At 52.7% G+C, this 18843-nt stretch carries 4 protein-coding genes, 4 tRNA genes and 8 rRNA genes; all 16 read left to right on the top strand.

Annotation, left to right across the window (positions count from 1 at the left end):
* Positions 1-200 precede the first annotated feature (200 nt).
* A 23S ribosomal RNA gene (locus HS961_RS23510) occupies positions 201-3078 on the top strand.
* Between the two features lie 173 nt (positions 3079-3251).
* A 5S ribosomal RNA gene (gene rrf, locus HS961_RS23505) occupies positions 3252-3364 on the top strand.
* Positions 3365-3764: 400 nt separating this feature from the next.
* Positions 3765-5297, top strand: a 16S ribosomal RNA gene (locus HS961_RS23500).
* 114 nt (positions 5298-5411) lie between these two features.
* A tRNA-Ile gene (locus HS961_RS23495) sits at positions 5412-5488 on the top strand.
* Positions 5489-5554: 66 nt separating this feature from the next.
* Positions 5555-5630: transfer RNA gene (locus HS961_RS23490), tRNA-Ala, on the top strand.
* A 385-nt stretch (positions 5631-6015) separates the two neighbouring features.
* Positions 6016-8893: ribosomal RNA gene (locus HS961_RS23485) — 23S ribosomal RNA — on the top strand.
* Positions 8894-9066: 173 nt separating this feature from the next.
* Positions 9067-9179 (top strand): 5S ribosomal RNA (gene rrf, locus HS961_RS23480).
* 400 nt (positions 9180-9579) lie between these two features.
* Positions 9580-11112 (top strand): 16S ribosomal RNA (locus HS961_RS23475).
* A 114-nt stretch (positions 11113-11226) separates the two neighbouring features.
* Positions 11227-11303, top strand: a tRNA-Ile gene (locus HS961_RS23470).
* Positions 11304-11392: 89 nt separating this feature from the next.
* Positions 11393-11468 (top strand) — tRNA-Ala (locus tag HS961_RS23465).
* A 403-nt stretch (positions 11469-11871) separates the two neighbouring features.
* Positions 11872-14749: ribosomal RNA gene (locus HS961_RS23460) — 23S ribosomal RNA — on the top strand.
* A 173-nt stretch (positions 14750-14922) separates the two neighbouring features.
* A 5S ribosomal RNA gene (gene rrf / locus HS961_RS23455) occupies positions 14923-15035 on the top strand.
* The 16S, 23S and 5S rRNA genes sit together here with 4 tRNA genes alongside, the layout of an rRNA operon.
* A 118-nt stretch (positions 15036-15153) precedes the next feature.
* Positions 15154-15549, top strand: coding sequence for a MerR family transcriptional regulator (locus HS961_RS23450; protein WP_182325796.1), 396 nt, complete (start codon positions 15154-15156; stop codon positions 15547-15549).
* Between the two features lie 97 nt (positions 15550-15646).
* Positions 15647-16828, top strand: a complete 1182-nt coding sequence (locus HS961_RS23445) for an isovaleryl-CoA dehydrogenase (RefSeq protein WP_182325795.1) — start codon at positions 15647-15649, stop codon at positions 16826-16828.
* A 49-nt stretch (positions 16829-16877) separates the two neighbouring features.
* On the top strand, positions 16878-17540 hold the full coding sequence (gene can, locus HS961_RS23440; protein ID WP_182325794.1) for a carbonate dehydratase: 663 nt from the start codon (positions 16878-16880) through the stop codon (positions 17538-17540).
* Between the two features lie 101 nt (positions 17541-17641).
* Positions 17642-18823 carry an acetyl-CoA C-acyltransferase gene (locus HS961_RS23435; protein ID WP_182325793.1) on the top strand — a complete coding sequence of 394 codons (1182 nt, stop codon included), beginning with the start codon at positions 17642-17644 and terminating at the stop codon, positions 18821-18823.
* Positions 18824-18843 lie beyond the last annotated feature (20 nt).

The raw sequence follows: 18843 nt of genomic DNA, 5'->3' as shown, positions 1-18843 counted from the left end.
TTGATTGCGTCAAAACGAATGAAACTTTGCGTGAGCAATTTTTATTCAGTAATGACGAATATTCTACAAGCCTGCTGACTTAGCAATAGGTTGGCAAGATAGATATTCAATTTACGGCATAACGCGCGAGGTGAGAGACCTCGCAAAGCAGTTGCTTGGGTTCTTTGCTTGAGATCTAGAGATAGATGTCAAAGTTATAGGGTCAAGTGACTAAGAGCATGTGGTGGATGCCTTGGCGATGATAGGCGACGAAAGACGTGATAGCCTGCGATAAGCTTCGGGGAGTTGGCAAATAAACTTTGATCCGGAGATTTCTGAATGGGGGAACCCACCTAGCAATAGGTATCGGCAACTGAATACATAGGTTGTCGAAGCGAACCTGGAGAACTGAAACATCTAAGTACCCAGAGGAAAAGACATCAACTGAGATTCCGATAGTAGTGGCGAGCGAATTCGGAAGAGCCGTCTAGAGATAGTCATTGTGTTAACAAAACGGAATGGAAAGTCCGGCCATAGTGGGTGATAGCCCCGTATGTGAAAACGCAGTGGTGGTACTAAGCTAGAGACAAGTAGGGCGGGGCACGAGAAACCCTGTCTGAATATGGGGGGACCATCCTCCAAGGCTAAATACTCATCATCGACCGATAGTGAACAAGTACCGTGAGGGAAAGGCGAAAAGAACCCCGGGAGGGGAGTGAAATAGATCCTGAAACCGCATGCTTACAAAAAGTAGGAGCCCCCAGGGGTGACTGCGTACCTTTTGTATAATGGGTCAGCGACTTACATTCAGTGGCAAGCTTAACCGAATAGGGAAGGCGTAGAGAAATCGAGTCCGAATAGGGCGACAAGTCGCTGGGTGTAGACCCGAAACCAAGTGATCTATCCATGGCCAGGATGAAGGTGCCGTAACAGGTACTGGAGGTCCGAACCCACTAGTGTTGCAAAACTAGGGGATGAGCTGTGGATAGGGGTGAAAGGCTAAACAAACTTGGAAATAGCTGGTTCTCTCCGAAAACTATTTAGGTAGTGCCTCAAGTATTACCTGCGGGGGTAGAGCACTGTTTAGGCTAGGGGGTCATGGCGACTTACCAAACCTATGCAAACTCCGAATACCGCAGAGTACAGCTTGGGAGACAGAGCACCGGGTGCTAACGTCCGGACTCAAGAGGGAAACAACCCAGACCGCCAGCTAAGGTCCCTAAAACGGGCTAAGTGGGAAACGAAGTGGGAAGGCTAAAACAGTCAGGATGTTGGCTTAGAAGCAGCCATCATTTAAAGAAAGCGTAATAGCTCACTGATCGAGTCGTCCTGCGCGGAAGATGTAACGGGGCTAAGCCAGTTACCGAAGCTGCGGATGCACAGTTTACTGTGCGTGGTAGGAGAGCGTTCTGTAAGCCTGTGAAGGTGTCTGGAGACGGATGCTGGAGGTATCAGAAGTGCGAATGCTGACATGAGTAGCGTTAAAGGGGGTGAAAAGCCCCCTCGCCGTAAGCGCAAGGTTTTCTACGCAACGTTCATCGGCGTAGAGTAAGTCGGCCCCTAAGGTGAGGCAGAGATGCGTAACTGATGGGAAACGGGTCAATATTCCCGTACCGATGTGTAGTGCGATGTGGGGACGAAGAAGGTTAGCTCAGCCAACTGTTGGATATGTTGGTTCAAGCCTGTAGTCATGCCTGGTAGGCAAATCCGCCGGGCTAAGATGAGGGGTGATAACGGGTCTGCTTGCAGACGAAGTGAGTGATACCCAGCTTCCAGGAAAAGCCACTAAGCTTCAGCTACACACGACCGTACCGCAAACCGACACTGGTGCGCGAGATGAGTATTCTAAGGCGCTTGAGAGAACTCAGGAGAAGGAACTCGGCAAATTGACACCGTAACTTCGGGAGAAGGTGTGCCCTCAGTAAGTGAAGTTGAACAAATGGAGCTAAACGGGGTTGCAAAGAATAGGTGGCTGCGACTGTTTAATAAAAACACAGCACTCTGCAAACACGAAAGTGGACGTATAGGGTGTGACGCCTGCCCGGTGCTGGAAGATTAAATGATGGGGTGCAAGCTCTTGATTGAAGTCCCAGTAAACGGCGGCCGTAACTATAACGGTCCTAAGGTAGCGAAATTCCTTGTCGGGTAAGTTCCGACCTGCACGAATGGCGTAACGATGGCCACACTGTCTCCTCCTGAGACTCAGCGAAGTTGAAATGTTTGTGATGATGCAATCTCCCCGCGGAAAGACGGAAAGACCCCATGAACCTTTACTGTAGCTTTGTATTGGACTTTGAACAGATCTGTGTAGGATAGGTGGGAGGCTTTGAAGTGAGGATGCTAGTTCTCATGGAGCCAACGTTGAAATACCACCCTGGTGTGTTTGAGGTTCTAACCTTGGTCCATTATCTGGATCGGGGACAGTGCATGGTAGGCAGTTTGACTGGGGCGGTCTCCTCCCAAAGCGTAACGGAGGAGTTCGAAGGTACGCTAGTTACGGTCGGACATCGTGACGATAGTGCAATGGCATAAGCGTGCTTAACTGCGAGACTGACAAGTCGAGCAGATGCGAAAGCAGGACATAGTGATCCGGTGGTTCTGTATGGAAGGGCCATCGCTCAACGGATAAAAGGTACTCTGGGGATAACAGGCTGATACCGCCCAAGAGTTCATATCGACGGCGGTGTTTGGCACCTCGATGTCGGCTCATCTCATCCTGGGGCTGTAGTCGGTCCCAAGGGTATGGCTGTTCGCCATTTAAAGAGGTACGTGAGCTGGGTTTAAAACGTCGTGAGACAGTTTGGTCCCTATCTTCCGTGGGCGCTGCAGATTTGAGGAAGCCTGCTCCTAGTACGAGAGGACCGGAGTGGACACACCTCTGGTGTATCGGTTGTCACGCCAGTGGCATTGCCGAGTAGCTATGTGTGGAAGAGATAACCGCTGAAAGCATCTAAGCGGGAAACTCGTTCCAAGATGAGATCTGCCGGGGGCTTGACCCCCCTGAAGAGTCGTTCTAGACCAGGACGTTGATAGGTTGGGTGTGGAAGCGCAGCAATGCGTTAAGCTAACCAATACTAATTGCTCGTGCGGCTTGACCCTATAACTTTGATTGGCCCCGCCTTAGATGGGGCCCATGCAAAGAAACACTGCAACTGCAGTTATGCCCAAAGCGCAATCAAATTTAGCTGATAAGACTCTATGAATTCGCTTCGAAAGCAGCAATGCCCTGATCGACCGATCAGCGCAAAGCCGCCAAGAAGCAAAAAGTTATGCCTGATGACCATAGCAAGTTGGTACCACTCCTTCCCATCCCGAACAGGACAGTGAAACGACTTCGCGCCGATGATAGTGCGGATTCCCGTGTGAAAGTAGGTCATCGTCAGGCTTTTATACTGAAAACGTCCAGCAACTAGCTGGACGTTTTCTTCTCTGCTCTTAAAAGAGTAGCGCGCTAGGTCCAAGGATCGGCGAGCTGCTAGGCAACAACTGGATGTAGATCTGGTGCTAGCAAGAGTTGAGAAGAAAGCGTGAAAACGTTTTAAGTGCAGCAAAAGCTGTGCTACAATACAAGGCTTCGCTGATTGCAGCGGGGTGGATCTGGAAGCTAAGGCTTGCAGGTTAGGTCTTTAAAAATTAACAGCCGATAAGCGTGGGCGTTTGGTGGCGATTGCCATATGTTCTTCGGAGCAAAACAAGCGCTCACAAAAACAGTAATGAGTAAGATCTTAGGATCTTTTTTATTCCGTCAAGTGAGTGAGTAGTCGAGAGACTTTAAATTCAAGATCGAACTATAGAGTTTGATCCTGGCTCAGATTGAACGCTGGCGGCATGCTTTACACATGCAAGTCGAACGGTAACAGGTCTTCGGATGCTGACGAGTGGCGAACGGGTGAGTAATACATCGGAACGTGCCTAGTAGTGGGGGATAACTACTCGAAAGAGTAGCTAATACCGCATGAGATCTAAGGATGAAAGCAGGGGATCGCAAGACCTTGTGCTACTAGAGCGGCTGATGGCAGATTAGGTAGTTGGTGGGATAAAAGCTTACCAAGCCGACGATCTGTAGCTGGTCTGAGAGGACGACCAGCCACACTGGAACTGAGACACGGTCCAGACTCCTACGGGAGGCAGCAGTGGGGAATTTTGGACAATGGGCGAAAGCCTGATCCAGCAATGCCGCGTGTAGGATGAAGGCCCTCGGGTTGTAAACTACTTTTGTACGGAACGAAAAGACTCTTTCTAATAAAGAGGGTCCATGACGGTACCGTAAGAATAAGCACCGGCTAACTACGTGCCAGCAGCCGCGGTAATACGTAGGGTGCAAGCGTTAATCGGAATTACTGGGCGTAAAGCGTGCGCAGGCGGTTATGTAAGACAGAGGTGAAATCCCCGGGCTCAACCTGGGAACTGCCTTTGTGACTGCATAGCTAGAGTACGGTAGAGGGGGATGGAATTCCGCGTGTAGCAGTGAAATGCGTAGATATGCGGAGGAACACCGATGGCGAAGGCAATCCCCTGGACCTGTACTGACGCTCATGCACGAAAGCGTGGGGAGCAAACAGGATTAGATACCCTGGTAGTCCACGCCCTAAACGATGTCAACTGGTTGTTGGGAATTAACTTTCTCAGTAACGAAGCTAACGCGTGAAGTTGACCGCCTGGGGAGTACGGCCGCAAGGTTGAAACTCAAAGGAATTGACGGGGACCCGCACAAGCGGTGGATGATGTGGTTTAATTCGATGCAACGCGAAAAACCTTACCCACCTTTGACATGTACGGAAGTGACCAGAGATGGACATGTGCTCGAAAGAGAACCGTAACACAGGTGCTGCATGGCTGTCGTCAGCTCGTGTCGTGAGATGTTGGGTTAAGTCCCGCAACGAGCGCAACCCTTGCCATTAGTTGCTACATTTAGTTGGGCACTCTAATGGGACTGCCGGTGACAAACCGGAGGAAGGTGGGGATGACGTCAAGTCCTCATGGCCCTTATAGGTGGGGCTACACACGTCATACAATGGCTGGTACAAAGGGTTGCCAACCCGCGAGGGGGAGCTAATCCCATAAAGCCAGTCGTAGTCCGGATCGCAGTCTGCAACTCGACTGCGTGAAGTCGGAATCGCTAGTAATCGTGGATCAGAATGTCACGGTGAATACGTTCCCGGGTCTTGTACACACCGCCCGTCACACCATGGGAGCGGGTCTCGCCAGAAGTAGGTAGCCTAACCGCAAGGAGGGCGCTTACCACGGCGGGGTTCGTGACTGGGGTGAAGTCGTAACAAGGTAGCCGTATCGGAAGGTGCGGCTGGATCACCTCCTTTCTGGAAACTAAGCAATCAAGATTGAACGCCCACACTTATCGGTTGTTGGAACACAAGCCAAGGCTGTGTAGAGACTGAGTCGCACAAGACGCAGTAGCTGCAAGGCGTTGGAATGGGTCTGTAGCTCAGCTGGTTAGAGCACTGTGTTGATAACGCAGGGGTCGTTGGTTCGAGCCCAACTAGACCCACCATTACTTCCAACAGGTGGCATATTGATTGACTAAAGCCGCGCAATGCGCAGGTTATAGATGATCAAAGGGGGATTAGCTCAGCTGGGAGAGCACCTGCTTTGCAAGCAGGGGGTCGTCGGTTCGATCCCGTCATCCTCCACCAATACTTTTACTGATAACTTATCATTCAACACCAAAGCGGTTTCGCAAGAGACTGTTTTGTTGTTGATTCCGGATTCCCGGATCAAACGGCTGTTCTTTAAAAATTCATAGAGTCGAAAATCAGCGTTGCTGGTGGAAACTGCACATTCGTAAAGGTTTAGTGCAGACCGTGCCACCAGCAACAATTTGATTGCGTCAAAACGAATGAAACTTTGCGTGAGCAATTTTTATTCAGTAATGACGAATATTCTACAAGCCTGCTGACTTAGCAATAGGTTGGCAAGATAGATATTCAATTTACGGCATAACGCGCGAGGTGAGAGACCTCGCAAAGCAGTTGCTTGGGTTCTTTGCTTGAGATCTAGAGATAGATGTCAAAGTTATAGGGTCAAGTGACTAAGAGCATGTGGTGGATGCCTTGGCGATGATAGGCGACGAAAGACGTGATAGCCTGCGATAAGCTTCGGGGAGTTGGCAAATAAACTTTGATCCGGAGATTTCTGAATGGGGGAACCCACCTAGCAATAGGTATCGGCAACTGAATACATAGGTTGTCGAAGCGAACCTGGAGAACTGAAACATCTAAGTACCCAGAGGAAAAGACATCAACTGAGATTCCGATAGTAGTGGCGAGCGAATTCGGAAGAGCCGTCTAGAGATAGTCATTGTGTTAACAAAACGGAATGGAAAGTCCGGCCATAGTGGGTGATAGCCCCGTATGTGAAAACGCAGTGGTGGTACTAAGCTAGAGACAAGTAGGGCGGGGCACGAGAAACCCTGTCTGAATATGGGGGGACCATCCTCCAAGGCTAAATACTCATCATCGACCGATAGTGAACAAGTACCGTGAGGGAAAGGCGAAAAGAACCCCGGGAGGGGAGTGAAATAGATCCTGAAACCGCATGCTTACAAAAAGTAGGAGCCCCCAGGGGTGACTGCGTACCTTTTGTATAATGGGTCAGCGACTTACATTCAGTGGCAAGCTTAACCGAATAGGGAAGGCGTAGAGAAATCGAGTCCGAATAGGGCGACAAGTCGCTGGGTGTAGACCCGAAACCAAGTGATCTATCCATGGCCAGGATGAAGGTGCCGTAACAGGTACTGGAGGTCCGAACCCACTAGTGTTGCAAAACTAGGGGATGAGCTGTGGATAGGGGTGAAAGGCTAAACAAACTTGGAAATAGCTGGTTCTCTCCGAAAACTATTTAGGTAGTGCCTCAAGTATTACCTGCGGGGGTAGAGCACTGTTTAGGCTAGGGGGTCATGGCGACTTACCAAACCTATGCAAACTCCGAATACCGCAGAGTACAGCTTGGGAGACAGAGCACCGGGTGCTAACGTCCGGACTCAAGAGGGAAACAACCCAGACCGCCAGCTAAGGTCCCTAAAACGGGCTAAGTGGGAAACGAAGTGGGAAGGCTAAAACAGTCAGGATGTTGGCTTAGAAGCAGCCATCATTTAAAGAAAGCGTAATAGCTCACTGATCGAGTCGTCCTGCGCGGAAGATGTAACGGGGCTAAGCCAGTTACCGAAGCTGCGGATGCACAGTTTACTGTGCGTGGTAGGAGAGCGTTCTGTAAGCCTGTGAAGGTGTCTGGAGACGGATGCTGGAGGTATCAGAAGTGCGAATGCTGACATGAGTAGCGTTAAAGGGGGTGAAAAGCCCCCTCGCCGTAAGCGCAAGGTTTTCTACGCAACGTTCATCGGCGTAGAGTAAGTCGGCCCCTAAGGTGAGGCAGAGATGCGTAACTGATGGGAAACGGGTCAATATTCCCGTACCGATGTGTAGTGCGATGTGGGGACGAAGAAGGTTAGCTCAGCCAACTGTTGGATATGTTGGTTCAAGCCTGTAGTCATGCCTGGTAGGCAAATCCGCCGGGCTAAGATGAGGGGTGATAACGGGTCTGCTTGCAGACGAAGTGAGTGATACCCAGCTTCCAGGAAAAGCCACTAAGCTTCAGCTACACACGACCGTACCGCAAACCGACACTGGTGCGCGAGATGAGTATTCTAAGGCGCTTGAGAGAACTCAGGAGAAGGAACTCGGCAAATTGACACCGTAACTTCGGGAGAAGGTGTGCCCTCAGTAAGTGAAGTTGAACAAATGGAGCTAAACGGGGTTGCAAAGAATAGGTGGCTGCGACTGTTTAATAAAAACACAGCACTCTGCAAACACGAAAGTGGACGTATAGGGTGTGACGCCTGCCCGGTGCTGGAAGATTAAATGATGGGGTGCAAGCTCTTGATTGAAGTCCCAGTAAACGGCGGCCGTAACTATAACGGTCCTAAGGTAGCGAAATTCCTTGTCGGGTAAGTTCCGACCTGCACGAATGGCGTAACGATGGCCACACTGTCTCCTCCTGAGACTCAGCGAAGTTGAAATGTTTGTGATGATGCAATCTCCCCGCGGAAAGACGGAAAGACCCCATGAACCTTTACTGTAGCTTTGTATTGGACTTTGAACAGATCTGTGTAGGATAGGTGGGAGGCTTTGAAGTGAGGATGCTAGTTCTCATGGAGCCAACGTTGAAATACCACCCTGGTGTGTTTGAGGTTCTAACCTTGGTCCATTATCTGGATCGGGGACAGTGCATGGTAGGCAGTTTGACTGGGGCGGTCTCCTCCCAAAGCGTAACGGAGGAGTTCGAAGGTACGCTAGTTACGGTCGGACATCGTGACGATAGTGCAATGGCATAAGCGTGCTTAACTGCGAGACTGACAAGTCGAGCAGATGCGAAAGCAGGACATAGTGATCCGGTGGTTCTGTATGGAAGGGCCATCGCTCAACGGATAAAAGGTACTCTGGGGATAACAGGCTGATACCGCCCAAGAGTTCATATCGACGGCGGTGTTTGGCACCTCGATGTCGGCTCATCTCATCCTGGGGCTGTAGTCGGTCCCAAGGGTATGGCTGTTCGCCATTTAAAGAGGTACGTGAGCTGGGTTTAAAACGTCGTGAGACAGTTTGGTCCCTATCTTCCGTGGGCGCTGCAGATTTGAGGAAGCCTGCTCCTAGTACGAGAGGACCGGAGTGGACACACCTCTGGTGTATCGGTTGTCACGCCAGTGGCATTGCCGAGTAGCTATGTGTGGAAGAGATAACCGCTGAAAGCATCTAAGCGGGAAACTCGTTCCAAGATGAGATCTGCCGGGGGCTTGACCCCCCTGAAGAGTCGTTCTAGACCAGGACGTTGATAGGTTGGGTGTGGAAGCGCAGCAATGCGTTAAGCTAACCAATACTAATTGCTCGTGCGGCTTGACCCTATAACTTTGATTGGCCCCGCCTTAGATGGGGCCCATGCAAAGAAACACTGCAACTGCAGTTATGCCCAAAGCGCAATCAAATTTAGCTGATAAGACTCTATGAATTCGCTTCGAAAGCAGCAATGCCCTGATCGACCGATCAGCGCAAAGCCGCCAAGAAGCAAAAAGTTATGCCTGATGACCATAGCAAGTTGGTACCACTCCTTCCCATCCCGAACAGGACAGTGAAACGACTTCGCGCCGATGATAGTGCGGATTCCCGTGTGAAAGTAGGTCATCGTCAGGCTTTTATACTGAAAACGTCCAGCAACTAGCTGGACGTTTTCTTCTCTGCTCTTAAAAGAGTAGCGCGCTAGGTCCAAGGATCGGCGAGCTGCTAGGCAACAACTGGATGTAGATCTGGTGCTAGCAAGAGTTGAGAAGAAAGCGTGAAAACGTTTTAAGTGCAGCAAAAGCTGTGCTACAATACAAGGCTTCGCTGATTGCAGCGGGGTGGATCTGGAAGCTAAGGCTTGCAGGTTAGGTCTTTAAAAATTAACAGCCGATAAGCGTGGGCGTTTGGTGGCGATTGCCATATGTTCTTCGGAGCAAAACAAGCGCTCACAAAAACAGTAATGAGTAAGATCTTAGGATCTTTTTTATTCCGTCAAGTGAGTGAGTAGTCGAGAGACTTTAAATTCAAGATCGAACTATAGAGTTTGATCCTGGCTCAGATTGAACGCTGGCGGCATGCTTTACACATGCAAGTCGAACGGTAACAGGTCTTCGGATGCTGACGAGTGGCGAACGGGTGAGTAATACATCGGAACGTGCCTAGTAGTGGGGGATAACTACTCGAAAGAGTAGCTAATACCGCATGAGATCTAAGGATGAAAGCAGGGGATCGCAAGACCTTGTGCTACTAGAGCGGCTGATGGCAGATTAGGTAGTTGGTGGGATAAAAGCTTACCAAGCCGACGATCTGTAGCTGGTCTGAGAGGACGACCAGCCACACTGGAACTGAGACACGGTCCAGACTCCTACGGGAGGCAGCAGTGGGGAATTTTGGACAATGGGCGAAAGCCTGATCCAGCAATGCCGCGTGTAGGATGAAGGCCCTCGGGTTGTAAACTACTTTTGTACGGAACGAAAAGACTCTTTCTAATAAAGAGGGTCCATGACGGTACCGTAAGAATAAGCACCGGCTAACTACGTGCCAGCAGCCGCGGTAATACGTAGGGTGCAAGCGTTAATCGGAATTACTGGGCGTAAAGCGTGCGCAGGCGGTTATGTAAGACAGAGGTGAAATCCCCGGGCTCAACCTGGGAACTGCCTTTGTGACTGCATAGCTAGAGTACGGTAGAGGGGGATGGAATTCCGCGTGTAGCAGTGAAATGCGTAGATATGCGGAGGAACACCGATGGCGAAGGCAATCCCCTGGACCTGTACTGACGCTCATGCACGAAAGCGTGGGGAGCAAACAGGATTAGATACCCTGGTAGTCCACGCCCTAAACGATGTCAACTGGTTGTTGGGAATTAACTTTCTCAGTAACGAAGCTAACGCGTGAAGTTGACCGCCTGGGGAGTACGGCCGCAAGGTTGAAACTCAAAGGAATTGACGGGGACCCGCACAAGCGGTGGATGATGTGGTTTAATTCGATGCAACGCGAAAAACCTTACCCACCTTTGACATGTACGGAAGTGACCAGAGATGGACATGTGCTCGAAAGAGAACCGTAACACAGGTGCTGCATGGCTGTCGTCAGCTCGTGTCGTGAGATGTTGGGTTAAGTCCCGCAACGAGCGCAACCCTTGCCATTAGTTGCTACATTTAGTTGGGCACTCTAATGGGACTGCCGGTGACAAACCGGAGGAAGGTGGGGATGACGTCAAGTCCTCATGGCCCTTATAGGTGGGGCTACACACGTCATACAATGGCTGGTACAAAGGGTTGCCAACCCGCGAGGGGGAGCTAATCCCATAAAGCCAGTCGTAGTCCGGATCGCAGTCTGCAACTCGACTGCGTGAAGTCGGAATCGCTAGTAATCGTGGATCAGAATGTCACGGTGAATACGTTCCCGGGTCTTGTACACACCGCCCGTCACACCATGGGAGCGGGTCTCGCCAGAAGTAGGTAGCCTAACCGCAAGGAGGGCGCTTACCACGGCGGGGTTCGTGACTGGGGTGAAGTCGTAACAAGGTAGCCGTATCGGAAGGTGCGGCTGGATCACCTCCTTTCTGGAAACTTAGCAATCAAAATTGAACGCCCACACTTATCGGTTGTTGGAACACAAGCCAAGGCTTTGTAGAGACTGTGTCTGTTAGGACGCAGCAGCTGCAAGGCGTTGGAATGGGTCTGTAGCTCAGCTGGTTAGAGCACTGTGTTGATAACGCAGGGGTCGTTGGTTCGAGCCCAACTAGACCCACCATTACGGTTCCGACGGATTAGAAGTTGAGCTTATGCCGCTTTGGTTGATTAGCTAGATGCTGATTGACTAGAGCAAGCTATAGGCAATCAGGGGGATTAGCTCAGCTGGGAGAGCACCTGCTTTGCAAGCAGGGGGTCGTCGGTTCGATCCCGTCATCCTCCACCAACACTTGTAATAGATAACTTATCAGATTGACCTTTAGGGTCATCAACACCAAAGCAGTTTGGAGACAGACTGCTTTGTTGTTGAGCGATATAGATCGCACAACACGGCTGTTCTTTAAAAATTCATAGAGTCGAAAATCAGCGTTGCTGGTGGAAACTGCACATTCGTAAAGGTTTAGTGCAGACCGTGCCACCAGCAACAATTTGATTGCGTCAAAACGAATGAAACTTTGCGTGAGCAATTTTTATTCAGTAATGACGAATATTCTACAAGCCTGCTGACTTAGCAATAGGTTGGCAAGATAGATATTCAATTTACGGCATAACGCGCGAGGTGAGAGACCTCGCAAAGCAGTTGCTTGGGTTCTTTGCTTGAGATCTAGAGATAGATGTCAAAGTTATAGGGTCAAGTGACTAAGAGCATGTGGTGGATGCCTTGGCGATGATAGGCGACGAAAGACGTGATAGCCTGCGATAAGCTTCGGGGAGTTGGCAAATAAACTTTGATCCGGAGATTTCTGAATGGGGGAACCCACCTAGCAATAGGTATCGGCAACTGAATACATAGGTTGTCGAAGCGAACCTGGAGAACTGAAACATCTAAGTACCCAGAGGAAAAGACATCAACTGAGATTCCGATAGTAGTGGCGAGCGAATTCGGAAGAGCCGTCTAGAGATAGTCATTGTGTTAACAAAACGGAATGGAAAGTCCGGCCATAGTGGGTGATAGCCCCGTATGTGAAAACGCAGTGGTGGTACTAAGCTAGAGACAAGTAGGGCGGGGCACGAGAAACCCTGTCTGAATATGGGGGGACCATCCTCCAAGGCTAAATACTCATCATCGACCGATAGTGAACAAGTACCGTGAGGGAAAGGCGAAAAGAACCCCGGGAGGGGAGTGAAATAGATCCTGAAACCGCATGCTTACAAAAAGTAGGAGCCCCCAGGGGTGACTGCGTACCTTTTGTATAATGGGTCAGCGACTTACATTCAGTGGCAAGCTTAACCGAATAGGGAAGGCGTAGAGAAATCGAGTCCGAATAGGGCGACAAGTCGCTGGGTGTAGACCCGAAACCAAGTGATCTATCCATGGCCAGGATGAAGGTGCCGTAACAGGTACTGGAGGTCCGAACCCACTAGTGTTGCAAAACTAGGGGATGAGCTGTGGATAGGGGTGAAAGGCTAAACAAACTTGGAAATAGCTGGTTCTCTCCGAAAACTATTTAGGTAGTGCCTCAAGTATTACCTGCGGGGGTAGAGCACTGTTTAGGCTAGGGGGTCATGGCGACTTACCAAACCTATGCAAACTCCGAATACCGCAGAGTACAGCTTGGGAGACAGAGCACCGGGTGCTAACGTCCGGACTCAAGAGGGAAACAACCCAGACCGCCAGCTAAGGTCCCTAAAACGGGCTAAGTGGGAAACGAAGTGGGAAGGCTAAAACAGTCAGGATGTTGGCTTAGAAGCAGCCATCATTTAAAGAAAGCGTAATAGCTCACTGATCGAGTCGTCCTGCGCGGAAGATGTAACGGGGCTAAGCCAGTTACCGAAGCTGCGGATGCACAGTTTACTGTGCGTGGTAGGAGAGCGTTCTGTAAGCCTGTGAAGGTGTCTGGAGACGGATGCTGGAGGTATCAGAAGTGCGAATGCTGACATGAGTAGCGTTAAAGGGGGTGAAAAGCCCCCTCGCCGTAAGCGCAAGGTTTTCTACGCAACGTTCATCGGCGTAGAGTAAGTCGGCCCCTAAGGTGAGGCAGAGATGCGTAACTGATGGGAAACGGGTCAATATTCCCGTACCGATGTGTAGTGCGATGTGGGGACGAAGAAGGTTAGCTCAGCCAACTGTTGGATATGTTGGTTCAAGCCTGTAGTCATGCCTGGTAGGCAAATCCGCCGGGCTAAGATGAGGGGTGATAACGGGTCTGCTTGCAGACGAAGTGAGTGATACCCAGCTTCCAGGAAAAGCCACTAAGCTTCAGCTACACACGACCGTACCGCAAACCGACACTGGTGCGCGAGATGAGTATTCTAAGGCGCTTGAGAGAACTCAGGAGAAGGAACTCGGCAAATTGACACCGTAACTTCGGGAGAAGGTGTGCCCTCAGTAAGTGAAGTTGAACAAATGGAGCTAAACGGGGTTGCAAAGAATAGGTGGCTGCGACTGTTTAATAAAAACACAGCACTCTGCAAACACGAAAGTGGACGTATAGGGTGTGACGCCTGCCCGGTGCTGGAAGATTAAATGATGGGGTGCAAGCTCTTGATTGAAGTCCCAGTAAACGGCGGCCGTAACTATAACGGTCCTAAGGTAGCGAAATTCCTTGTCGGGTAAGTTCCGACCTGCACGAATGGCGTAACGATGGCCACACTGTCTCCTCCTGAGACTCAGCGAAGTTGAAATGTTTGTGATGATGCAATCTCCCCGCGGAAAGACGGAAAGACCCCATGAACCTTTACTGTAGCTTTGTATTGGACTTTGAACAGATCTGTGTAGGATAGGTGGGAGGCTTTGAAGTGAGGATGCTAGTTCTCATGGAGCCAACGTTGAAATACCACCCTGGTGTGTTTGAGGTTCTAACCTTGGTCCATTATCTGGATCGGGGACAGTGCATGGTAGGCAGTTTGACTGGGGCGGTCTCCTCCCAAAGCGTAACGGAGGAGTTCGAAGGTACGCTAGTTACGGTCGGACATCGTGACGATAGTGCAATGGCATAAGCGTGCTTAACTGCGAGACTGACAAGTCGAGCAGATGCGAAAGCAGGACATAGTGATCCGGTGGTTCTGTATGGAAGGGCCATCGCTCAACGGATAAAAGGTACTCTGGGGATAACAGGCTGATACCGCCCAAGAGTTCATATCGACGGCGGTGTTTGGCACCTCGATGTCGGCTCATCTCATCCTGGGGCTGTAGTCGGTCCCAAGGGTATGGCTGTTCGCCATTTAAAGAGGTACGTGAGCTGGGTTTAAAACGTCGTGAGACAGTTTGGTCCCTATCTTCCGTGGGCGCTGCAGATTTGAGGAAGCCTGCTCCTAGTACGAGAGGACCGGAGTGGACACACCTCTGGTGTATCGGTTGTCACGCCAGTGGCATTGCCGAGTAGCTATGTGTGGAAGAGATAACCGCTGAAAGCATCTAAGCGGGAAACTCGTTCCAAGATGAGATCTGCCGGGGGCTTGACCCCCCTGAAGAGTCGTTCTAGACCAGGACGTTGATAGGTTGGGTGTGGAAGCGCAGCAATGCGTTAAGCTAACCAATACTAATTGCTCGTGCGGCTTGACCCTATAACTTTGATTGGCCCCGCCTTAGATGGGGCCCATGCAAAGAAACACTGCAACTGCAGTTATGCCCAAAGCGCAATCAAATTTAGCTGATAAGACTCTATGAATTCGCTTCGAAAGCAGCAATGCCCTGATCGACCGATCAGCGCAAAGCCGCCAAGAAGCAAAAAGTTATGCCTGATGACCATAGCAAGTTGGTACCACTCCTTCCCATCCCGAACAGGACAGTGAAACGACTTCGCGCCGATGATAGTGCGGATTCCCGTGTGAAAGTAGGTCATCGTCAGGCTTTTATACTGATCAACCCCTCTGCTCTAACCGAGTAGAGGGGTTTTTCTTTTGCGCGCTTCGCGCCCTGCCATGCCGCATAATGGCCCATTCAGAACGACAAGGACATCCTGGGGACCATGACACCGACCTATTCCATTGGGCAGTTGGCGGCAGAGTTTGACCTGACGACCCGGGCCATCCGCTTTTATGAGGACATGGGCCTGCTGCACCCCGAGCGCACCGGCGCTGGCGGCAAGCAGCGTGTGTACTCGGCCAAGGAGCGTACGCGCCTGCGCCTGACCTTGCGGGCCAAGCGCCTAGGATTGACTCTGCAGGAAGCCAAGGAGATCATCGACCTCTACGAGTCGCCGCGCGACACCGGTGTGCAGCTGGGCCGCTTTATCGAGGTGCTTGGCACCCACCGCCAGCGCCTGCTGACGCAGTTGGCAGATTTGCAGGCCAACTTGGCAGAAATTGATGAACATATGCAAGAAGCCCATGCTTTGCTCGCAAAGCAGCCGTCAAAAAAATAATATATAGTTGACGTGAACGTAAACGTAACGATGCCGCTCCACCGCCTTGGTGCGAGCTGACGGCATCTACTGCGCCATATAGATAGGAGACAAGACCATGTCCGGATTGCCAGGCCTGAATTTCCAGTTGGGTGAGGATATCGACGCTTTGCGTGATGCCGTGCGCGAGTTTGCGCAGGCCGAGATCGCCCCGCGTGCGGCAGAGATTGACCGCGATGACCAGTTCCCGATGGACCAGTGGCGCAAGTTTGGCGACCTGGGCGTGCTGGGCATCACTGTGTCCGAGCAGTACGGCGGTGCCGATATGGGTTACTTGGCGCATATGGTGGCGATGGAGGAGATATCCCGCGCCAGCGCATCGGTGGGCCTGTCCTATGGCGCACATAGCAACCTTTGCGTGAACCAGATCAACCGCAACGGCAATGAAGCCCAGAAGGCCAAATACCTGCCCAAGCTGATCAGTGGCGAGCATGTGGGCGCACTGGCGATGAGCGAGCCCGGCGCGGGCTCCGACGTCATCAGCATGAAGCTCAAGGCCGAGGACAAGGGCGGCTACTACCTGCTCAACGGCAACAAGATGTGGATCACCAATGGGCCGGATGCCGACACCCTGGTGGTGTACGCCAAGACCGAGCCGGAGATGGGTGCACGGGGCGTGACCGCGTTCTTGATCGAAAAAGGCATGCCGGGTTTCTCGGTTGCGCAGAAGCTGGACAAGCTGGGCATGCGCGGCAGCCACACCGGTGAGCTGGTGTTCCAGAACGTCGAGGTACCGGCCGAGAATATATTGGGCCAGCTCAATGGTGGCGCCAAGGTGCTGATGAGTGGGCTGGACTATGAACGCGCGGTGCTGACCGGTGGCCCGCTGGGCATCATGCAAAGCGTGATGGACAACGTGGTGCCGTACATCCACGACCGCAAGCAGTTTGGCCAGAGCATTGGGGAGTTCCAGCTCATCCAGGGCAAGGTGGCCGATATGTACACCGTGCTGCAAGCAGGGCGCTCTTTTGCCTATACGGTCGCTAAAAACCTCGATCTGCTCGGAACCGACCATGTGCGCCAAGTGCGCAAGGACTGCGCCAGCGTCATTCTGTGGTGCGCCGAGAAGGCCACTTGGATGGCGGGCGAAGGCGTACAAATCTACGGTGGCAATGGGTATATCAATGAATATCCACTCGGCCGCCTGTGGAGAGATGCGAAACTCTATGAAATTGGCGCCGGCACCAGCGAGATTCGCCGCATGTTGATTGGGCGTGAGCTGTTCGCAGAGACCTGCTGATCGGCTGCGCTGCGCCATCCTGATTGCCCTACAACAAAGGATAGCTTTTATGACTACGACCTCCATCAAAGATCTGTTTGACCACAACCGCTTGTGGGCAGAGCAGGTGGAGCGTGACCGCCCCGGGTTTTTCACGGGCCTGATGTCGCAGCAGCACCCCAAGTACATGTGGATCGGTTGTTCCGACAGCCGCGTGCCCGCCAACCAGATCACCGGCCTGGAGCCGGGTGAGATTTTTGTCCACCGCAATGTGGCCAATGTGGTGGTGCCCAGCGATTTGAACTGCCTGTCCACCATCCAGTACTCTGTGGACCAGCTCAAGATCGAAGACCTGATGGTCGTCGGTCACTATGGCTGCGGCGGCGTGCTGGCGGCGCTTGAAGGCCTGCGCCTGGGCCTGGTGGACAACTGGACCCGCCACGTGCGCGATGTGCGCGACAAGCACTTGGCCCTGCTGCAAAGCCTGCCGCCCCAGCACCGCCATGATGCGCTGTGCGAGCTCAATGCCATCGAGCAGGTGGTGAATGTGGCGCAGACCACCATCTTGCAGGACGCCTGGACGCGCGGCCAGAAGGTGACTTTGCATGGCTGGTGCTACAGCCTCAAGAACGGGCTGATCACCGACCTGGAGATGACCGTGCCCGGCATCGGCGGATTGGCCGAAGTCCACCAACGCGCGGTAGCCCTCGTGGCCGACCGCAAGCGCGATTAAACCCCCAAGGCATCCCTGGTTCAGGGCTGCCTTTTTTTACAGCGCGAGCGGGCCCGCAGAGGCTTGCCGCGCGACACCCGAACTCAATCAGGAGACACCAGATGCAAGATCCCGTCGTAATCGTCGGCGCAGCCCGTACCCCCATGGGTGCTTTCATGGGCGACTTTGCCGAGCTCTCGGCCAATGACCTGGGGGGCGCTGCCATCAAGGCGGCGGTGGAGCGCGCTGGTGTTGCCCCTGAAAAAGTGGAAGAAGTGCTGTTTGGCAACTGCCTGATGGCCGGCCAGGGCCAGGCCCCGGCGCGCCAGGCCTTGTTCAAGGGCGGCCTGCCCAAGAGCACCGGCGCCGTGACCCTGTCGAAGATGTGCGGTGCCGGTATGGAGGCCACTTTGCTGGCCCATGACCAGCTGGTCGCCGGCAGCCGCGATGTGATGGTGGCCGGTGGCATGGAGAGCATGACCAACGCCCCCTACCTGCTCAAAAAGGGCCGTGGTGGCTACCGCATGGGCCATGACAAGATCTTCGACCACATGATGCTCGACGGCCTGGAAGATGCGTATGAGCCCGGCCGCTCCATGGGCACCTTTGGCGAAGACTGTGCCGCCAAGTACCAGTTCAGCCGCGAGCAGCAGGACCAGTTTGCCATCGCCAGCGTGCAACGCGCGCAAGCCGCTACCCAATCGGGCGCCTTCAAGGCCGAGATCACGCCGGTGACCGTGTCCACCCGCAAGGGCGATATCACCGTGACCGAGGACGAAGGCCCGGCCAAGGCCCGCCTGGACAAGATTCCCTCGCTCAAGCCCGCATTCAAGAAGGACGGCACCATCACCGCCGCTTCCAGCTCCAGCATCAACGATGGCGCTGCGGCCTTGGTGCTGATGCGTGAATCCACCGCCAAGGAACTGGGTTGCAAGCCCCTGGCCAAGATCGTCTCCCACGCCAGCTACGCGCAGGAGCCCGAGTGGTTCACCACCGCCCCCATCGGTGCGACCGAGAAGGCGCTGAAGAAAGCCGGCTGGAAGGTGGAGGACGTGGACCTCTGGGAAATCAACGAGGCCTTTGCCGTGGTGCCGATGGCACTGATGGCAGATATGAAGGTGTCGCACGACATCGTCAACGTCAACGGCGGCGCTTGCGCGCTGGGCCACCCGATTGGTGCCAGCGGTGCGCGCATCATCGTCACCCTGCTGCATGCGCTGCAGGCCCGTGGCAAGCGCCGGGGCATGGCCACCCTGTGCATTGGCGGAGGTGAGGCTACGGCCATGGCGATTGAAATCATGTAGTCTAGTCATCCTGAAAGAGG

Source organism: Comamonas piscis (assembly GCF_014109725.1).
In the GTDB taxonomy this organism is placed as follows: Bacteria; Pseudomonadota; Gammaproteobacteria; order Burkholderiales; family Burkholderiaceae_C; genus Comamonas; species Comamonas piscis.
The sequence above is the reverse complement of the archived record's forward strand: the minus strand, read 5'-3'. Positions and strand labels throughout refer to the sequence as shown.